The 20,627-nt window shown below is 51.7% G+C and carries 15 protein-coding genes; 9 read left to right on the top strand and 6 right to left on the bottom strand.

Annotated elements, in window-relative coordinates:
- Nucleotides 1–236 precede the first annotated feature (236 nt).
- The 9 genes from B5F35_RS14975 to B5F35_RS14935 all read left to right on the top strand — a co-directional run bounded on the left by B5F35_RS14975 (nucleotide 237) and on the right by B5F35_RS14935 (nucleotide 14,386).
- Entirely contained in the window at nucleotides 237–476 is a 240-nt protein-coding gene (locus tag B5F35_RS14975; RefSeq protein WP_087242381.1) for a hypothetical protein, read from the top strand.
- A gap of 81 nt (nucleotides 477–557) precedes the next feature.
- Nucleotides 558–3,824 carry a thioester reductase domain-containing protein gene (locus B5F35_RS14970; protein ID WP_162611445.1) on the top strand — a complete coding sequence of 1,089 codons (3,267 nt, stop codon included), beginning with the start codon at nucleotides 558–560 and terminating at the stop codon, nucleotides 3,822–3,824.
- 50 nt (nucleotides 3,825–3,874) lie between these two features.
- Nucleotides 3,875–5,098 carry an ATP-binding cassette domain-containing protein gene (locus B5F35_RS14965; RefSeq protein WP_087242377.1) on the top strand — a complete coding sequence of 408 codons (1,224 nt, stop codon included), beginning with the start codon at nucleotides 3,875–3,877 and terminating at the stop codon, nucleotides 5,096–5,098.
- On the top strand, nucleotides 5,098–7,812 hold the full coding sequence (locus B5F35_RS14960) for an ABC transporter permease (RefSeq protein WP_162611444.1): 2,715 nt from the start codon (nucleotides 5,098–5,100) through the stop codon (nucleotides 7,810–7,812). The genes B5F35_RS14965 and B5F35_RS14960 overlap by 1 nt, the downstream gene beginning before the upstream one ends.
- A gap of 19 nt (nucleotides 7,813–7,831) precedes the next feature.
- Nucleotides 7,832–8,650: an MBL fold metallo-hydrolase gene (locus B5F35_RS14955; protein WP_087242373.1), complete on the top strand. Its 819-nt coding sequence runs from the start codon at nucleotides 7,832–7,834 to the stop codon at nucleotides 8,648–8,650.
- Nucleotides 8,647–10,158, top strand: a complete 1,512-nt coding sequence (locus tag B5F35_RS14950; RefSeq protein WP_087242371.1) for a FecR domain-containing protein — start codon at nucleotides 8,647–8,649, stop codon at nucleotides 10,156–10,158. The genes B5F35_RS14955 and B5F35_RS14950 overlap by 4 nt, the downstream gene beginning before the upstream one ends.
- Before the next feature lie 15 nt (nucleotides 10,159–10,173).
- Complete coding sequence (locus B5F35_RS14945) at nucleotides 10,174–11,985, top strand: CHASE2 domain-containing protein (protein ID WP_087242370.1); 1,812 nt, start codon at nucleotides 10,174–10,176, stop codon at nucleotides 11,983–11,985.
- Nucleotides 11,986–12,368: 383 nt separating this feature from the next.
- Nucleotides 12,369–13,091: a LytR/AlgR family response regulator transcription factor gene (locus B5F35_RS14940; protein WP_162611443.1), complete on the top strand. Its 723-nt coding sequence runs from the start codon at nucleotides 12,369–12,371 to the stop codon at nucleotides 13,089–13,091.
- Complete coding sequence (locus B5F35_RS14935; RefSeq protein WP_087242366.1) at nucleotides 13,091–14,386, top strand: ATP-binding protein; 1,296 nt, start codon at nucleotides 13,091–13,093, stop codon at nucleotides 14,384–14,386. Before B5F35_RS14940 ends, B5F35_RS14935 begins: the two co-directional genes overlap by 1 nt.
- Before the next feature lie 510 nt (nucleotides 14,387–14,896).
- Here the strand turns inward: B5F35_RS14935 and B5F35_RS14925 are convergent.
- The 6 genes from B5F35_RS14925 to B5F35_RS19050 all read right to left on the bottom strand — a co-directional run.
- A complete protein-coding gene (locus tag B5F35_RS14925) occupies nucleotides 14,897–16,537 on the bottom strand; it encodes a recombinase family protein (protein WP_087242364.1) in 1,641 nt (546 codons plus the stop codon).
- Complete coding sequence (locus B5F35_RS14920) at nucleotides 16,521–18,188, bottom strand: recombinase family protein (protein WP_087242362.1); 1,668 nt, start codon at nucleotides 18,186–18,188, stop codon at nucleotides 16,521–16,523. Before B5F35_RS14920 ends, B5F35_RS14925 begins: the two co-directional genes overlap by 17 nt.
- A gap of 140 nt (nucleotides 18,189–18,328) precedes the next feature.
- Nucleotides 18,329–18,514, bottom strand: a complete 186-nt coding sequence (locus B5F35_RS14915) for a hypothetical protein (RefSeq protein ID WP_087242360.1) — start codon at nucleotides 18,512–18,514, stop codon at nucleotides 18,329–18,331.
- 549 nt (nucleotides 18,515–19,063) lie between these two features.
- The gene (locus B5F35_RS14905; RefSeq protein ID WP_087242358.1) at nucleotides 19,064–19,522 is read right to left on the bottom strand and encodes an RNA polymerase sigma factor; all 459 of its coding nucleotides are present in this window, start codon (nucleotides 19,520–19,522) and stop codon (nucleotides 19,064–19,066) included.
- 570 nt (nucleotides 19,523–20,092) lie between these two features.
- A complete protein-coding gene (locus tag B5F35_RS14900) occupies nucleotides 20,093–20,386 on the bottom strand; it encodes a hypothetical protein (protein WP_140401236.1) in 294 nt (97 codons plus the stop codon).
- Between the two features lie 48 nt (nucleotides 20,387–20,434).
- On the bottom strand, nucleotides 20,435–20,627 hold a 193-nt coding region (locus B5F35_RS19050), incomplete at its 5' end, for a DUF3879 family protein (protein ID WP_242969548.1).

Below are 20,627 nucleotides of genomic sequence, written 5' to 3'. Positions count from 1 at the left end.
ATCCTGGATTCGTTGTAACAGATAGTGAAACCCATCCATGTTGTTGGGGATAGTGAACACATCCGCCAGGATTTCACCCTCAGAGTTGACGATGAAACAATCGTGCTTAAGTTTGTCAAGTACCAATTTTGACGCGGTGAACGGCAACTTTGGTACTGGAAAGAAGCTTAAAAACAACGGTAATATATTTATATATTGGTAAGCGCATTTTGATTGCCAGTAAGGAAGGAGAAAGCATGGTCAAAGAGTATTTTATTTCTTATGAACAGAAATATCCCGAACAGAGATCAGAACTCCGTAGAATCTCTCTGGCTCTGCGCAGAAACGGGATCGAAACCATGCCGGAACTCTATCAGATGTATCGATACAATCGGAAACAGCTTTTGCAAATCCGTTCCATTGGAGAGAAAAGCGTTCAATTGATTGGAAAGCTGTGCAGTGTGTACGAGATGGAGATTTCCGGACTTGGTGCATAGTTCGGAAGCAGCATACATTTTGACTGATATTTTTTGAGAGCTCCTATAGAAGCTACGTTGGAAATTGGAGGATATTTTACTGTGGATGGTATTTTGGAAAAATTTTGTGCGGAAGCAGAGCGTCTGCCGGAACGAAAGCTATATAATTTTCTGGATTGCAGTACAGAGCCTTTTGCCGAGCATATTGTGACCAGCGGGGAAGCGTGGCAGCGCGCGAGCGGTATCGCAGCGGAGCTCTTGACGAAGGGCGCTAAAAAGGGCGACCGGGCTATTATCTTGTCACTGCAGGATGAAGGAACGGTATACGCCGTATGGGGCTGCATGATGATAGGCGTGGTATTTACGTTGATCCCGCCTCCGCTTGACAAAAGTAAACTCAACCGGTTTGTGGCAGTGCTCAAGAGCTGCGGCCCCAAATTTCTGATTTCCAACGCGGCGCTGGAACAGACCAATGAAAACAATCCATCCGCCGCACTTCTGCGCCAAGCCTTCTTTCAGGTTGTGACCCTCAAACGTATCTATACCGATCGGGTAAAACCGTATCAGGGACCATCGCTTTTGTGCAGACATGAAGCGGACGATCTGCTTTACCTGCAATACACATCGGGTTCCACCTCTGCGCCCAAAGGCGTCATGGTGACTTACAAAAATCTCATGGCCTGCATCCATTTGTGTATGGATATTTTTGACTTTAAGACTACCCATCAGTCGTTGGTTTCCTGGGTGCCGTTTTACCACAACATTGGACTGGTCGTTGCCATTTTCATGCCGGCGTATGCCGATCGGGCGTTGGCACACCATGTGCCAACCCTGCAATTTCTGGAAAAACCGGTGATCTGGCTGAAAGCGCTGTCCCGTTATCAGGCCACCATTACGGCCGCTCCTAATTCGGCCTATGAGCTGTGTACCCGCTTGGTCACTCCGTCGAAAGCGGCCCGGTATGATTTGAGCCACATGGAACGGTTGATTAACGGTTCGGAAACGGTGAATCCGCATACGGTTGACGCCTTTTGTGAGCTGTTCCATATTTCACGCGATGCGTTTGCGCCGGGGTACGGGTTGTCGGAATGTGTCTGTGTGGCCGCTCTGTCCAGCCGGGATTACCGGAGTGTTTCCGTTTCGGTTGAGGACTACCATCGCGGCAAGTTCTCTCTGTGTGAGCACGGAGAAAAGCAAATTGTCAGTGTGGGACGTCCGGCAGCAGATATGAAGATTGTAACAGTGCATTCGGATATGACTCCCTGTCAAGATGGTGAAATCGGGGAGATTTGCCTGCAAGGCTCCAATGTTTGTGCAGGATATTGGAAGGATCCGGAGGAAAGCCGGGCTTTCGAAACCGTCATACCTGGATATTCGGGCAGTTTTTACCGAACCGGCGATATGGGGGCCATATATCAAGGTCAGCTGTATCTGACGGGGCGTATTAAAGAGATGATTATTATTGGCGGGAAGAATATTTTCCCAAGTGATACAATTATCCAACTGCAGGCGGAAGGGTTTGAGCTTCCGGTAAGCAGTATGGCTGTTTTTTCGGTGGAGCGTCGAGGGAAGGAACAGCCGGTATTCTGTGCTGAATGCAGGCCGGATGCGGATTTTGCCCGGTTGGCGGCACAGGTGAACCGAATTATCTCCGCGGCGTTTGGCTTTTCGTTTAAGGACGTTGTATTTGTCCGGGAAGGAACCCTGCCACGGACGGATAACCGCAAGATCCAGACCCTGGAGACTAAAAACGTTTATAACGCAGACCGCCTGCAGGTGCTTTTCAGCACCCTTCGGCATAAAGCGGAAAAGAGTGCGGCATCGGTATCCCACAATAAAATTGAAATTTCACCTTATGCTTCCCCGGAAGAAATCCGCCCCGTGATTCAGAATATTTTTGAATCCCTCTTACCCGGTGTGGATTTTGGTCCGGAGGACAGTTTCCTGGAGCTGGGCGGGGATTCTCTGGGTATGATGGAACTCATTTGCAGCTTGGAAAATGAGCTGGGGGTGACGATTGATCTACGGGAGATTGCAGCCTCCCCTACCGTTGCGGATATCTCCCAATATCTGAGCGATCTTCTCAATGGCCGCAGCGGCAATTACAAAACGGACCTTCGCGCAGAGTGTGTGCTGGATCCGGATATTGCGCCTCAATCTCCGTATTTCCATCAGCCTGAAAACTGCCGCAAGATCCTGGTAACCGGAACGACCGGATTTCTGGGGGCTTATCTGGTACGGGAGCTGATCTGCCGTCGTAAATCGGAAGATGTTACCGTCTACTGTCACGGGCGCGGGGCAACTGCTGATGCAGTCATGAACCGGATTGAACAAAATATGCGCCGGTTTCGCTGCTGGGATGACAGCTTTCGGAAGTATATTGTGCCAGTATCGGGAGATCTCGGACAGCCGCGGCTGGGGATAGAGTATGATCTGTATCAGAAGCTTGCCGATTCTGTGGATATGGTGATCCACAACGGAGCGGTTTTAAACTTTATTTTGCCGTATCGCCAGTTGAAAAGGGTGAATGTCACCGGTACCGCGGAGGCGCTGCGGTTTGCCTGTACGGGACGCGCCAAATATTTTCACTATATATCATCCTACAGTGTCTACGATAACCCGAGCTGTTTTCAACGCAGGGTCACGGAAGATGATCCGTTGGAAAGTCCGGATGGATATTTTCTCGGATATTCCGAGACCAAATGGGTTGCGGAAAAACTGGTCGGCATTGCCCGCGAGCGTGGTCTGCGCACAACTGTTTACCGTCCCGGTGATATCACCGGGACATCTCTGGACGGCATTTGGAAAGTAGAAGATCTGATCAGCCGCTCGATTGTGGGATGTATTCAGATGGGCAGCTTTCCGGAAATCCAGGTCAACCTGCATTTAACACCGGTGGATTTTGTAGCGGCTTCGATTGTTCGGATTGCCTTCCAGGCTGGGTGTGTAAACCATGCGTTCAATATTCTCAACGAACGTCTGATGCCGGTGGAGCAGTTTTACCGATTGCTCCGGAAGCTGGGCTATAAAATTGACCATCAGCCGTTTGACCAGTGGTGCGGCAGGCTGGAAAGCTGCTCTTCAGAGGAAAATGTCCTGCGGGTACTGTCCTGCCTGTTTACCGGTAAGCAGCCGGAAGGGGAAGACCTGATTACGCGTTTCGGCGTAAGGCAGGCAATCATGGATACCTCGAATACAAAGAAACTGCTTGCGGAAAGCGGCATTGACTGTCCTCCGGTGGACGACACTTTGATGGAACGTTATCTCACTCACTTTTCCCAGTGTGGTTATATTCCAATGCCCGTACATTCCGGCTTGTTCCGCAGGTTCGTTTTGCGTTTGATGAAAAAAGGCGGTGCAACCGCATAGCGGTAAGCCGTTCTCTGCATTTCAAATTAGTTTTCTGAGGTGATACGGAAATGAAACACGAACGCATTAATTATACCCAGGTAGTATGGGAAATCACCCGTCTGCTTCAGGAGGCGGAGTCTCTGGAGGATGCCCTGCGCACCAGTCTGGGTGAGGTGGTCAAGGCGGTAGGCGCCGAGGCGGGCACCATCTGGTTCTACAATTCCAGTGGAGATCAGCGGATTTACCCCTCTTTTATCATCGGGGGAGCTGATCTCACCGGCATGAGTCTGTCCATGGGGGAGGGTATCGCCGGCACGGTGGTCCAGCAGGGCAAGACCACCGTAGTGAAGGACTGTCAGAGTGACGCCCGCTGGGCTGGCCGATTTGATGAGGCAACCGGCTTTGTCACCCGAAGCATGGTGTGCGTGCCCCTGATCAACAAATACGAGGTCATTGGCTGTATCCAGATTATCAACAAGAAGGACGGCTCTCTCTATGACGATGCCGATGTGGAGCTGTGCGAAAACCTGGCTATGCTCACCGCCATTGCTGTGGACGAGAAGGGCCTCAATTTGGGCTTTGCCGAGGAACGAAAGGCAATCCTTTCCCTTCGGGACGTCACTAAGACTTTCGGATCCGGGGAGACGGAGATACAGATCCTGAAGGGTGTGAACCTGGACGTGCGGGAGGGCGAATTTTTGGTTATCCTGGGTGAGTCGGGATGCGGCAAGTCCACCATGCTCAACATCATCGGGGGGATGGATCAATTGACCGGAGGCACCTTCCTGTTTGACGGGGAGGACTACTCTCACGTTGACGACAGCACCCTTACGATGTATCGCCGCAACGCCGTGGGCTTTATCTTCCAGGCTTATAATCTGATGCCTACTCTTACCGCTAAAGAGAATCTGGAATTCATCGGTGAGCTGTGCAAGGATCCCATGGATGCCGAGGATGCTCTGGAACGGGTTGGTCTGCTGGGACGTAAGGACAATTACCCCTCCCAGATGTCCGGCGGACAACAGCAGCGAGTGTCCATTGCCCGGGCTCTGATGAAGAAACCTCGTATTATTTTGGCGGATGAGCCTACCGCCGCCCTCGACTACGAAACCAGCATCGAAGTACTTACCGTCTTGGAGGAGGTTATTCATGGAGGCACCACCATGCTCATGGTTACCCACAACGAAGAGATTGCCAAAATGGCCAACCGGGTAATCCGCATGAAGGGCGGCGTGGTGGCGGAGATCATTGTCAACCGTCATCCTGCCGCGGCAAAGGAGTTGGTATGGTGATGAAAAAGACGAGGGCGAAATATCTTTTCCAGAGCATCCGAAAAGGCGGCGTGTCTTTTTTGGCTGTAGCGGTGATCGTCGCGGTGAGCATCGCCATCTTCCACGGCTTCCAGTCTTCTGCAAACGCCATTTTGTTGAAAGCAGATCAGTATTTTACAGAAAACAACTTGGAGACGCTGGAGATTTCCTGCGCCAATGGTCTGACCCAAGAAGACCTTCAGGCAATCGCTTCTTGGGAAGGGGTAAGCGCCGTGGAGGGAGGTTACGTTGACTCGGTGCAGCTGGAAACCGGCGGCGAACGCATTTTGGTTCAGGCTCGCTCCCTGACCGATACCATCAATCAACCTGTGTTGGTGGAAGGGGAACTTCCCACTGCGGAAAATGAGGCGGCCATTGAGGCAAATCTCGCTGAGCAAAAGGGCATTGAGGTGGGGGATACCATTTCTCTTGCCCAGGATGGTTGTCTCACGGGGGATACCTTTACCGTCACCGGCATTGTGAATCTTCCGGTGTACTGCTGTGTCAGCCTTTTTGATGTCCGAGGCACGGGAGAGACAGGTCTAGGGTCCAACGAGTACTTTGTCTGCCTGCCCCAAGCGGCCTTTGACGCCGGCTATTACAGTGACTGCTATACCATTGCTTACGTGGACAGCGATGTTTTGGACGGGATGTACTATTTCTCCGACGAGTATACGGCGGAGGAGGCTCGCTACCTGGAACAGTTGGAACCTTTGGCTCGGAAGCAGGCCACACTCCGCTATGAGAGCTTGCGGGACGAGGCGGACAGAGAGCTGGAAGTCGCCCGGGCTGAAATCGAAGAGAACGAGGAAAAGCTGAACGAGGCTCGCACCGCAATCGCCGACCAGGAGTCCGTGCTGGAGGATGCCCGGTCCATGTTGGAGCAGCTGACTCAACTGGGAGATGCTGCCAGCGCTCAGAGAATAGCTCTTGAGCAGGAGATTGCTCACGGCGAAACGGAGCTGGAATACGCCCGTGATGAGCTGGCAGAGGGTGAACAAGAGTTGACGGATGCCCAGAAAGAACTGGCCGACGCCGAAGCGGAAGCCGATGACCTGCAATTGCAGGACTGGATTCTCTCCGGCCGGGAGAATGTGGGGGATATCCGGGGTATTACCACCATTACCGACACGATCCGTGGACTGAGCATCGTCATGGCTCTATTATTTTTGCTGGTGGCGGTGGTCATCTCCTTTGCAGCCATCACACGGGTTATCCGGGAGCAAAGGGCGCTCATTGGCGCCCAAAAAGCCCTGGGGTTCACCCCGGCAGAGATTTTCAGGCACTACACCTTGTATAACCTTATCTGCGGTATTCTGGGAACTCTGCTGGGATGGCTTCTGGGCATCCTCATTGTGGAAAATATGTCCCTGTATATCTTCGTCCCAAAGTTCTGCCTGGGCGATGTGCCTCTGACCTTTACCTGGTCCACGGCCCTTCTCTCGGGGGCGCTGTGCCTTGTCGTATTTTTGGCAGCCACGCTTCTCACCTGCACCAAGCTGGTACGGGAGCCTGCGGTAGACTTGCTCCGGGGAGAAGTCCCCGCCCGGGGCAAGCGGCTTTTCTTTGAGAAGTGGGGATTCTACCAGAAACTCAACCTCTATTCCCGCACCATGGTAAAAAATGTCCTCAGCGACAAAGGCCGCATGGCCACCACAATGGTGGGAGTTATGGGATGTACCGCCTTGCTGGTGGCCTGTTTTTCCATGAAGCTGGGCATCCAAAACGCACTGGGTACCCATTTTGACCAGTGCGCCAGCTACGATTACCGCTTGGTGGTGGACAGCCAAACCGGGTCGGTGAAGGATTTTGCCCAGCTTTTAGAGGATGAGAACATTTCCTGCACTCTCATTCAGGATAAACTGAAAAACTTTCGGGTTGAAGATGGGCGCTGGGAGAGTGCCCATGTGGTGGCTGTCCCGGACACGCAGACGCTGGAAGGCTTCATCCGGTTGACGGACATCCACACCGGAGAGGCTCTGTCCGTTCCGGAGGACGGAGTGCTGGTGTCACGCCGGGCAGCGGAGGAACTGCAGCTTTCCGCCGGCAGTACCATTGAACTTATGGATGAGAACGGAAAGACACACACGGCTACGGTCGCCGGAGTGTTCGAACACTATCTGCCCTACCACCAGATCGTTACCAGTGAGATCTATTATGCCCAGGTTATGGGGGAGGAAGCCGACCCCAGCGTATTTTTGCTTCAAGGAGATGTGTCCGCTCTTCGGGGACAGGTGGAAGAACAGGAGGGTTTCCTCTCCCTGCGGGACAACAGCCAGTATGAGCGCAGCGGTGGAGAGCTGGATATGGTTATCGCCGTGTGCACTGTCCTCTCGGCGGTGATGTCCGTGTTGGTCCTTTTGAACCAGATCTCCATGTACATCTCCAGCAAGGCTCGGGAGCTTGCGGTGATGCGGGTAAACGGCTATACTCTGTCCCAGACAAAGGCCTACGTCTACAAGGACAATGTAGTGCTTATTGTCCTGGGGTTACTGGCGGGATGTCTGTTCGGCGTGGCAATGGCCTACATCGACGTACGGGTCATCGAGGCCGGGGCGGAGCACTATGTCCGTTCTCCGAATCTGTTCGCATGCTTGCTGGCATGTGGTATCATGGTGGTGTTTGCAGTGGTGGTGAATCTTATCGCCCTGCGGCGGATCAAACATCTCAACCTTACCAAAGTCAGTGATAACTAAAGAAAAGGAGGGCTTTTCCTTGGAGGACACCATGCAGATAAAACTTCTGGGTGTTCGGGGGACCCTGCCCGTCCATGGTCCGGAGTTTTCCTGCTTTGGCGGAGCAACCAGTTGTGTGCTGGTGCGGGCAGGCGGTGAGACCATTATCTTGGATGCGGGCACCGGCCTCTCTGGCCGGGCCTGGGAGAGGTTTTTCCCAGAGAAGCATTTTACGCTGCTGATCAGCCACGCACATGTGGATCACCTGATGGGATTCCCTGTGTTCCCTCCACTGTTTGATCCAACCGTAACCTGCGACATCTACCTGAAGAGCCGGGAGGGGCGTTCTGCTCAGGCGCAGCTTGAAACGTTGATGTCGCCTCCTCTCTGGCCGGTAACCACCGGCAGTATGGGGGCGGCGCTGACCTTTCACGATGTTCCTCCTTTCTTCCGGGTAGGGCCCGTGGCGGTGGAAACCATGGAATCCCGCCATCCAGGCGGTTCTACGATCTACAAGCTGTCGCTGGACGGTGTTTCAGTGGTCTACGCTACCGATTTTGAGCCGGAAAGTGGCGCTCCCGGCGATATATTGGATTTTTGCGATTTTGCCCGGGGTTGTTCCCTGCTCCTGCTGGATGCCCAGTACACGCAGGAGGAGTATGCCCACACCCGGGGGTTCGGCCATTCCACCATTCCGCGCAGCCTCGCTCTTGCCCGGACTTCCGGAGCGAGACAAACCATCTTCATCCATCATGATCCCAAACGAACCGATGCGCAACTGCTGGATTTGGAGGCATCCGTCCGGGCACAGTCTGACAGCATCACCTTCGGGCGGGAAGGCAAGGAGGTATTTTTGTGAAACGATCATTACCATTTCTCTGGCTGCGTCACCTGATCGCTTTGTGCGCTGTTCTGGCGCTGATGCTCTGCCTGGGGGTCTCCTCCGCTTTTGCGGCGGATACGGTTTCCGGAACAGACATGCGCCTTACTGCCACAGAGGGTACGGTCACACTGCAAAACGCTGACGGCAAGGCCCTGTCGGCACGGGAGGGGATGCGGCTGTATAGCGGCTATACCGTCACCACCGGCAGCAGAAGCTATGCTTATATCACGCTTGACAGTACTAAAGTGGTAAAGCTGGATGCCAACACCACTGTGCAGCTATCCAAGGACGGAAGCAATCTGGATCTGACCGTGATCTCCGGGAAGCTCTTTTTCAATGTAAAAGCTCCTCTCTCCGCCAACGAAAGCTTGAATATCCGCACCTCCACTATGGTGACCGGTATCCGCGGCACTTCCGGGGTAGTGGAGGTGCAGAACAGCACGACCTCTGCCGTAAGTATCTATGATGGCAAGGTGGAAGTTGTCACAAACGATGCGGCTGCCCCGGACGGCGTTCAAACCACCATTGTGGAAGCGGGACAAAGAGGAATATCGTTTCCCGTGGGGAACGAACAATGGCAGGTAAGCCTGTTAAAGCTGACGGCAGAGGATATTCCCGGGTTTGCAGCGGTGGAATTGGCCGCGGATCCGCAGCTTCAGCAGCGGGTGGAGACTGCTACCGATTTGCCCGTGTCCCAGATTGTTGCCGAAGCCTGGGAGATACTGGCGCGCGACGAGGGGCAATCAGACTCTGGTTCGGAGTCTGCCTCGGAGCCTGAACCCGAGCCCGAGCCCGAGCCTGAACCGGAACCTGAACCCGAACCTGAACCCGAACCCGAGCCCGAGCCCGAGCCCGAGCCTGAGCCCGAGCCTGAGCCCGAGCCTGAGCCCGAGCCTGAGCCTGAGCCTGAACCCGAGCCTGAACCCGAACCGGGCGACGGAAAGCATCACCTGAGCGGTGAAATTACTGGTGATCAGCTAAAAGAGCTGTTTGACACCAATGCAGGTATCGCTATCGCAATAGACAGTGGCGCAACCATTTTCATTTCCGGTACAGTCAGCATCAACACCGATCAATCTTTGAGCTTTGAGGCAGATGTAAACGTTTCTATTTCCGGTTCGCTTGTCAGCTATGGAAGCATCACCAACAACGGGATTATTGAGATCGGGAACGATGGCTATCTTCATAATTTTGGAACGTTTCTCAATAGCGGTACCGTTGATAACAGCGGAACGATGAACAATCAGAGCACTGCGTATAGCGATGCCAGCATAACCAATAATGGCACCATCAACAACAGCGGGACGATGTACAATCAGAATACCGCATATGGCGCCGCCAACATCACCAACGATGGCAGCATCAACAACAGCGGCATCATCAGCAATTCCGGCACTTATACCGGAACCTTGCCTGTCAACACAGGAAGCGGCACCACTTCCGGCATCGAGGGCGCAGATTCCTCCTCTGGCGGGACTCCCTGACGAAAAGGAGACGGTATGAGACTGAATACCTGGAAAAAAGCTCTTGTTTCGCTGTTGTGTGCCGGAAGCTTTACCGCGGCGGCAGCCCTTGGCGTTTTCTACGGCCCGGATCAAATGCTTTCCGACAGTTTGTATCAATCCTCTGAGGCTCTGGATGGCAACATTTTTGTTGTGGGCATCGATGACCGGGCCATGGAAGATATCGGTCCCTATCAGACCTGGGGCCGGGATGTGATGTCTATGGCCATCGAGGCTCTGAATGCCGATCCGGAGTATCGTCCCGCCGCTATTGGCATTGATGTGCTCTACACCGGAGAGACGGACCCGGATCTGGATGATTGGCTGGCCGAGGCTGCCGGGAAATATGGCAATGTGGTTACCGCTTCGGTGGCCAACTTCGGAACGGAGCTGGTGACGGAAGACACCGGAAACTTTTATCTGAAGGACTATGCCGTCCTCTCCTATGAGGAACCCTATGAAGCCCTGAAGGCCGTTACCACTCAGGGTCACATCAACGCCATGTACGATCAGGATGGTGTTCTTCGCCACAGTATTCTTCAGATTGATCTGCCTGACGGCAGATCGGTCCCCTCCTTTTCCTACGCTGTCTATCAGAAGTACGCCGCAGCAAACGGTCTCCCTGTAGAGCTGGATATTCCCACGGATAACCTCCACCGGTTTTATGTGGACTATGCCGCCTTACCTGGTGGCTTTTACGAAGGAATTTCAGTGAGTGATCTTCTAACCGGAGACTTTCCGGCTGAGATGTTTGCAGGCGCGGTGGTCCTCATCGGACCCTACGCTGCCGGTCTTTCTGACTATGTGACCACCTCTATTGACCGCGCTTCCCTGATGTATGGTGTGGAGTACCAGGCTAACATGATCCATCAGATGATCCATCAGAACTTCAAGACAGAAGTATCCGATGGGGTCCAGTTGGCTGCGCTCTTCTTTCTGTCAGCAGCTTTCCTGTGGTTCTTCCTGGATCGAAAACTTCGCTGGGCCATTCCAATGTGGATGGCAGTGGCCGGAGGGAGTATCGTAGCCTGTAAGCTTCTGTACGAGACGGGTTTTGTCCTTCACCCACTGTGGCTGGCCCTGACTGTCACCGTGTTTTTTGTTGGAGCCGTGGCCTTCAACTATGTCCAGGCCGCCTTGGAAAAACGAAAGATTTCCAACACCTTCAAGCGTTATGTAGCTCCGGAGATCGTGGGAGAGCTGCTCAAGGATGGCACGAACGCTTTGGGGCTGGGCGGGAAGCTCTGTGACATTGCGGTGCTTTTTGTGGATATCCGAGGCTTTACCACGATGAGTGAGGTGCTCACTCCCCAGGAGGTGGTGTCTATCCTCAATCGTTATCTCACACTTACCACCGATTGTATCATGAAAAACCATGGAACTCTGGACAAATTTGTGGGGGACTGCACCATGGCCATCTGGAACGCTCCCATCAAGCAGGAGGATTATGTGATGAATGCCTGTAGGGCGGCGCTTGACATGGTGGAGGGTTCCAAAGCCTTGTCCCAGGAGCTGTTGGAAAAGTTCGGGCGGACGGTGTCCTTCGGCATTGGAGTTCATTGTGGAAACGCTGTAGTAGGAAACATTGGAGCTGAGATGCGTATGGATTTTACCGCTATCGGCGATACGGTAAACACCAGCGCCCGGCTGGAAGCCAACGCTCCAGCGGGCAAAATTTACATCAGTCGGGAAGTGGTAAACCGTCTTGGGGACAGAATTCAGGTGACGTCCTTAGGGGATGGTATCAATCTCAAAGGAAAATCCCGGAAATTTGAAATCTTTCTGCTGGATGGTGTTGCAGAATCCTGATAGATAGGAGTGTAGCAAATATTAAACGATCCTGCCATCCGTGAGTTTGACGACTTTGGCCGGATCTACTGGAATCATTCCGGTATCAGCGACTCACCGCCGTTCACCTGGGGTTGATCACTGTTCTCATGCGGTTTATAGAGAGCATTCGATCCGTAAAGGAAATATTCATCAATCATGAGGGTGCAGACGAGCCGATTGACCGTTTGCGCCCTTGCTTTTTTCGGGGGGCGGTAAACCGCTGCTCCTTTCCAACAGGCGCTTATAAGAATCCTGGCATAGAACCAGGGAGAGATGCCGCACCATACGGTTTTCTGGTACTGGAAAAATTGATATTTTTTTGTGTATACCGTAAAATAGAAAATAAGGAGGGGAAAAGGCTTATGGAACCACTACGACTTGCCATCTGCGATGATCTGCCGGAGGAGCGCGAAAAGCTGCTTTGCCTGCTGGAACAGGCGCCTATTCCCACGGTTTCGACTCAGTTTGGGAACAGCGAGGAACTGCTGAAAGTGTTCCGCCTCGGCGACTTTGATCTGCTGCTGATGGATATTTATATGGATGGCATGACCGGCGCGGAGGCGGTGAAAAAAATTCGGGAGATGGACGAGCAGATTTCCATTGCCTTTACTACCACCAGTACCGATCACACCCTGGAGAGCTACCGCTTATCGGTACTGAAATACCTGGAAAAGCCTGTACGCCAGAAAGATGTCAACGACCTGCTGCGACTGGTTCAGATTCAAAAAGAAAACATTCCTCGACTGGTTATCCAGCAAAACGGAAAGGTGCAGAAAATTCCGCTTTCAGAGCTTTTGTGTCTGGAACAGAAGGCGCATCATCTGATTCTTTCTATGAGGGACGGCAGTACCATCCAGTTTTACGGCAAGCTGTCGGCCCTGTTGCCCCAGCTGGAGGGACAGCCCTTTTTCTGCCCCCATAAAAGCTACTGTGTGAATTTGGCCTTTGTTTGTGGGATTAATAAGGAGTATCAGTGCTACCAGATGGCAGACGGCAAAAAAGTTCCCATCAGCCGCCCCAACCGGGCAAAGGCGAAGCGGGCCTATGAGGACTTTCTGTTTGCCCGAACAAGGGAGATGGGATAATGTCACAGCTGTTTTATATTTTCTGTACCACTCTGCCCAGCCACATCATCCCCTTTGCCTTGTTTTGGGATTTCCAATGGAGATCCCGGAAGGCGGCGCTGGTGCTGGTGGTTGTCAATGTGCTGTGTAAGATGACAGCCGCTGCCTATTGCCTGGCCAACGAGCTGTATTTCCGTAACCTGGAGCTGCTGTTTGCGGTGGTCGGTTTTTTGATCTACTGTTTATTCCTGCGGCTGAGCCCCTTCAAAATGCTTTTCACTTATCTGCTGATCGTGGATTATCTTCTGATTATCCGGGGCATTGTGTCAATTCTTGCTGTGCAGGTATTTGACATCCCCATTCAGGAGTGGGGCAGCAGTTTTGTCTGTATCCTGCTCTACAGTGTCACCCTGCCGCTGCTGCTGCGGTTTTTCCGGCAGGTGGCCAATCGGGTCTACCGCACCGACGCGCCCAAGCTGTGGCGGACCATCTGGCTGGTACCGGCGTTTGTGACGATTTTGGCGCTGACTTTTACCGATTCTTACCTGGAAAGCAGTGTGGACAGCAGTTTCTTCATCTTCTGCCGGATCGGTCTGCTGGTCTGTGTCTTTGCCATTTACTTTGTGCTGCTGCAATCCCTGGAGGGTCTGGAGCAGCAAGCTGCCCTGCGGCAGCGGCTGATTTTTGAATCCCGTCTGCTGGATATGCAGCTGGAGGAAGAGAAAAAACGCGGCCTGCTCCTGATGGAAACCGCCGAGCAGACCCGGCAGATGCGCCACGACCTGCGCCACCATCTGACGGCGATTCTGACCATGGCAAGGGACGATAATCCCAGGTTGAGCGAATATATCGCCACGCTGATCCGGGACATTCCCACTGCCGTTCAGGATTACTGCGAAAACCCCACTGTCAACGCCGTCGTTTCCCACTACGCCGCCCGCTGCCAGAAGGAGGGGATTGCCTTTGCCGCCCGGCTGACGGTTCCGGCACAGAACGAGGGGCTGGATGACCGTGCACTGTGCGTCGTGTTCGCCAACCTGCTGGAAAACGCGGTGGAAGCCTGCGGACGTATAACTGGGGGCAAGAAATTCATCCGGCTGAGCAGCTCCCTGGAGTACGGCGTGCTGACCATCACCATGGACAACAGCTTTGATGGAAAGTTCGCAAAACAAGAGGAGGAATTCCTTTCCAGCAAGCGCAGTGGGGTTGGAATTGGTCTTTCTTCTATCCAGGCCGTGGCGAAAGCGCATCAGGGAGACGCCCGTTTTGAAGCAGAAGGAACCGTTTTCCGTTCTTCGGTATATTGCAGATTGTAGATGAAATATTTGTGTTGCTCACTTCGTTGTCTCAAACATGACTTTGGTGAAAAACACCCTTGACAAATCTTTTCCCCAAAAACGATTTTAAGTAAATACGCAAAAGAAAATGGTTTCAAAACCCCCTTGTTTTTCATGGACAATGGATACAGCGGTACGAGTTTTGAGCGCCCCTCTTTGCTTGAATTGATTGAGAAAATCGAGGCCGGTGAAGTATTCAACTTGATCAAAAGATATGTCGCGGCTTGGGCGCGATTATCTGGAAGTAGGCTTTTATACCGAAGTCCTGTTCATGGAAAAACGTGCGGGTTATTGCTGTCAACAACGACATTGCGAGCGCAAACCAACAGGATAGCGACTTCACCCCGTTTCTCAATATCATCAAGAACATAGGTTATTCAGGAAGGGTGTTCCGCTAAATCTAAGATTTTCGACAAGGTGAGGTAACTCAAACGCAAAGTGTTCCCATCAAATGTTGGAAGTAACCCGGTTGTGATACAGCCGGGCTTTTTATATCATACCGACAAAGCGGTAAAAGATTTTAATATCTTGATGACGCTGACCATCTATGACAGAGCGTTCCCCAATCTCAATGTGGTCAATCAGTTCCTCAACGATTTCCCGGTCAAGCTCTTGCAAATCCAGATAGCGGCGGATGGTGTCTGCCCATTGATGGATGTTTTCAACTTCCTGCTGGACTTTCCGTTCCTCTGCCAGAAGTGCATCCAGACGGTCAGCTTTTTGGATGCGCTCCTGTTCGCTTTTCTGGATCAGGACAGAGAAGGTATCGCCATGGATGGCACCGCTGACCTTATCCTCATAGAGTTTGGCGGTCATGTGTTCCAGTTCTCCGATGCGCCGCCGCAGTCGGCTGATTTCCTGTTTGGAATCTTCCTGCTTGGCCGCGCTTTCGGATAGCAGCTGCCGCTTTAGCTTGTCCAATACAGCAGCTTCATCCTGCTTTACCATCTCGCTATGCGCTTTGATTTCATTCAACACCAGTGTTGTAAGTGAGATTTCATAAATCCGATGCCAGGAACAGGTGCTGTGTCCGGTGGTGGTAAAGCGGGAGCAGATATAGGAAACATACCGCTTGGATGTCCCGTTTTTTCTGCGCTGGGTCTCGCGGGTGGCTACCAGGGGATGTCCACAGTCGGCACAGACCAGCTTGCCAGTGAACAGGGCGGGCAGAGGGGCGGCATGGTTTACCACCTGCTGTTTGACTGCCCGGTTCTTTTCCTGAACAGCTTCCCACAGCTCCCGTTCAATGATCGCTTCGTGGGCATTTTCATGGCAAATCCACTCGGTTTCTGGCTTCTGTATCATGGTCTTATCCTTATAGGAACGGGAGCCGGTGCGGTTCTGTGTAACTATGCCGAGATAAACGGTGTCATTCAAAATGTTTTTCACCGTGGCATAAGCCCAAAGTTTGGAGTATTTACAGCTGCCTTTTTTCCCGTAGTGCAGCTCCCAATACCATCTGGGGGAGAGAATCCCTTTCTCATTGAGTGCCGCTGCAATCTTGCCATAGGCCATACCAGAGTAGCGCATCCGGTAGATTTCCCGCACCACGGCGGCAGCTTCTTCATCCACTACCAGCCGGTGTTTGTCCTCATCGCTCTTGCGGTATCCGTAAGGAGCGTAGGCGGTCAGATACTGGCCGCTTTTCTTTTTGGCATACAGCACCGATTTGATTTTCCCTGACAGGTCCTTTAGGTGGTAGTCATTCATCAAACTGCGGAAGTGCAGCATATCGGTGTTATCGCCCTCGCTGTCCAGGCAGTCCAGCACAGACACGAACCGACAGCCAAGGGACGGAAAAATCACATCTGTATAGCGGCCTACCTCTACAAAGTCACGCCCCAGGCGGGACAGGTCTTTGACCAGAATCAGGTTAATCAGGCCGTGGCGGGCATCCTCCAGCATTTCCAAAAATCCGGGCCGCTGGAAATTCCCGCCACTGTACCCATCGTCCCGGTAGGTCTTGACTTCAATCCAGCCGTTCAGCATGACGAATCTGGAGAGGATTTCGTACTGGTTTTCAATGCTGACGGATTCATCACCGGGGATATCGTTTTTTGCCTTTGCGGAATTGGAGGCATCATCCACGCTCAGGCGGCAATAGATACCGACCTTATATTGCTTCTTCAAGTGGCTGCCTCCTTTCTTCCTGTTCCAGCGCCGCGTCCACATTGCCCACATAGCGATAGTAAACACGGAGGTCACAAATCCGCTGGCCATTGATTTTTTTGGTTTCCCCAACCTCAATGCGGTCCACCAGTTCAAAGAGAATGGATTCATCCAGCTCAGTAATTTCCGTGTACTGGCGGATCATGGTCAGCCAGCGGTTGGCGTCGCTTCGGTTTTCCAGATAGCTTTTGACCTTGCGCTCCAGCTCCGGGATGGCTTCGGACTTTTCTGCCCGTTCCGCTTCGTACTTGCGCATTAAGGTCTGGAAAACGGTCTGTGGGATGGTCCCGGCACATTTATCCTCATAGAGATTCTGCATCAGCCGTTCCAGCTCGGAAAGCCGTACCGTATATGTTTTCAGTTCCTGCTCACAGGAGGAAAGGCGGCTTTTGGCTTCCTTATCCTTTAAGCGGATAATCTGCTGCACCAGCTGCTCCGGGTCATATTCCGCAAAAAGAGCCTTTTCCCGGATATCCTCCAACACCAGCTGGGTCAGCACATTTTCATAGATGGTATGGACAGTACAGGCCCCTTTGCCGCTGCGGGAGTAGTTCCCGCAAATAAAGGAACTATACCGCCCTGGCGTACCATCCTTATAGGTGAATTTCTCCACCTGATTTCTCATTTTGAATCCGCAGTCCGCGCAGTACACAAGGCCGGTGAAAATACTCTTGTAGCCGTCAGCAGTAGGAGATTTTCGCACTTTCTTTTTGTCAATGCTGACCACGGTATCCCACAGCTCTTGCGAGATAATGGGTTCGTGGGTTCCATTTACACGAATCCATTCTTCTTCCGGCTTGCCAATGAGCTTGCGGGATTTATACGACATGGTTCCGGTTTTTCCCTGAACCATGTTGCCGATATAAACCTCATTACGAATGATACGTTTGATGGTCTGCTCGGCCCATTTGTGATTGACCTGGCGCGGATCACTCTGTCCCTTGCGCTGATAGTACAGCACACCGGGGGATGGGATGCCATCCTCGTTCAAGACGACGGCTATGGTATGAAAGCCAGCTCCGGCTGCCCGCATCTCGAAGATACGGCGCACAATCGGGGCAGTTTCCTCGTCAATCACCAGATGGTGTTTATCTGCCGGATCGCGCCGGTAGCCGTAGGCGGGATAGGTTCCCATGAATTTCCCGTTTTCGGCACAGGCTTTTTTGACCGCTTTAACCTTCTTGCTGGTGTCGCGGCTATAAAATTCGTTAAATAAATTCAAAAAGCACATGACATCGGTGCTGCCATTGGTGCTTTCTGTGTCAATGCCGTTGTTCAGAGCGATAAACCGGCAGCCCAGGGACGGGAACAGATAGTCTGTATATTGTCCAAACTCAATGTAGTTGCGGCCAAAACGGGACAGGTCTTTGACCAGGATCACATTGATCCGCTTGGCCTTGGCGTCCTCAATGAGCCGCTTGACCCCAGGACGGTCAAAATTCGTACCAGAGTACCCATCGTCAATATAGGTGTCGATTTCATTCCAGCCCCGCTGTCTCACATAGTTCTGGAGCAGCAGCTTTTGGTTCTCGATACTGACGGATTCCCCGTCGCGTTCATCATCGTTGCTCAAACGGCAGTAGATACCGACGTTGTATGTTTTTTCAATCATCTTTGTTTTCCCTCCCGACGATCCAGATTCCATACCTCGTGCGGCGTGATGGCTCCACAGGGAGTATCCCTGCAAGACTATCGTAGCGGAGAATCCATCGCCGCGCAAGGATGCGGCAATGCCGAGAGGGTGATGTGTGCTTATGTAGCGGTATGCGTAGAGCAGCTGGCAGGTACAGAAGTTTCCGACATAGCGCGCCGGATAGCCAGTTGCTCCAAAGTCTTTCCCAGGTCCTTTTCACCCGAAAAAAAGCTGGTCACACGGTAAACGGTTTTTCCAATCTTGACCTCTTTGTAGGAAGTCGTTGGGGTATTCAGTTGCTCCATACTGACGCACCTCCAGTCAAAAACTGTGTTTTCCATAAGGTATGAATGAACTGGTTGTCCTAATTCATATAAAAAAAGCAGCCGTACCGATACTGTTGAGAGTATATGCGAACCTGCTGGTCGGTACGGCTGCTATATTGGAGTTTGGGTTGTATTCGTCATATTTGCCACGCACCCCTGACGATGGGGACATTCCGGTCTCCGCTGGCGCGGCTGTCATAACTCCGCAGCGTCGTTTTGCCTGTGTTGCCCAGGTTATTCGTGCGCCGCAGGGTTCCCCCCAAGTCTTTAGGAGGCCGTGAGGAAGTATCTTTAAGCCCCCATGCAGTCACCGCGCCCCGAAGTGCCGCTTTCGGGGTTCAGGCTGGCGTAGATCGCTCAGAACAGTCCTGTTCATCACCTCCTGGGGCTGTCCATCTTCGCGGCGCACCTGATTCGCTCATACATGGGTTATGTACCGGAAATGCCGTCTATTCAGTTGTCAAGCTGCACGAGGGAACAGACCCCCTCACTTACTTCCCCGTTAAGAGAGTAGTTTAGCAACCGATTTTAGAAAAATTCTTCAAAAATTTTTCTCAGCTTCAGAAGTAGCGCCTGTTTTCTCTTATTGACTGCCTGATGTGAAATGTTCAGTATATTCCCAACTTCCTGTTCTGTTCTTTCCTGATAGAAAAGCAGAGAAATCAGTTTGCGTTCCTCCTCGGTTAATTGAGCCAAACAAAAACGTATCTGTTCCGCTTCCAGATGTTCCGATACAAGCTGCTCTACGCTTTTTCCGGGCGCGGCAAACTGCTTGTCCTTGTCCAGCAGACGCTCATAAGAATCCTCTCTGCTGGGCAAAAAAGTTGCGGTTTCTTTCTGAAACTTTTCCGTTTTCAGATCGTAGGAAAAGTATTCCTCCTTCCGCTCATAGTGCTGATAGGCACGGTAAACCTGTTCGTTCACCGGCACAGCCTGTCCAGCTATGTAAAGATAATAATTTGCCCTTTCTTCACAATTTTTGCTCATAACCGTTACCTCCAAGAGTTTGAAAATGGGTAGGTTTCAAACTCTGGAGGGCGGCGAACGGCAACCAATAGTGCAATACTGTTTCTGTCGAAATATTACAAATTTAAGGACAGCGGGTGGAGGTTTGTCAGACTTTTTGTGAGATTCTCTTGCTTTTTTTACATGAAATATAATAAAAACGAGTATTTTGTTGAAAAAGGGTATATAAAAAGAGGGCGCAAGTAATTTTGACTTTACTTGCGCCCTCTTGAGAAAAGTTATTAAATCATGAAGTTCTCCGCTAAACGGCGGAGGGACAGCGAAAGGGGAATCTTTTCATTAACCGACCCTCTTGTTAAATAAAATGGTTTTTTTAACATATTTCACGAGAAAGTTTTTATTTCCATTATACAATAAATGAAAAGATTATTTTGTCAAAAATAGGCGTAGATATTTTATAGAACCACACACTTTGAGAACAAAAAAAGCGGCAGAAAGTTGTCCCTTTCTGCCGCTTTTAGCGTGATTATTTTTCCCAAACGGGCTTAGATTTCATTTAAGGGGTCATGCAGAGGTGCCTTCATTAACCGCTCAATCATCAGCTTTTGGATGTTCATTTCTTCGGTCTTGTCGAAGTACGAATTTTGAGGGTCGGCCCAAGATTTCAAATACTCTTTCGTTGGAAAATAATTCGCCGTATTGATATCCGTTAATATGGGCGATGCCATCTTGGAGAAACTGCTCCCTGCTCCTTTGGGCTGTCTGATAAGACCAAAGGATGCTCTGCATAGTATGTCCCTCTGGCAAAGCAGCCTTTCCATCCAGAGTATCCTGATAGCCTTGGATGGTTCGATCCCACTCCTGCAACTGTTCCTTAAAGTCCAAAATTTCTTGCTCATCTGTTGATATGAACCTTAACCGTGTAATAAATGTTTATGCCTTTATATCCATACTCCCCTGCTTATATTCCTCCAAAATACTGGTATCAAACCATTGACCAATCTCCCAGCCAGGAACACGGGAACGGACAAAATCATAGAGACGATAGGCCTCATCCCTGTGCATTTGATTCAATGTCCAGCCAGCATTGGCGCGGTCTGAGACGGGGACTTGCTTATAATAGGAC

Source organism: Anaeromassilibacillus sp. An200 (genome assembly GCF_002160025.1).
GTDB lineage: Bacteria > Bacillota > Clostridia > Oscillospirales > Acutalibacteraceae > Caccousia > Caccousia stercoris.
Note: the sequence above shows the minus strand (reverse complement) of the source record. Positions and strands in the feature narration are given on the sequence as shown.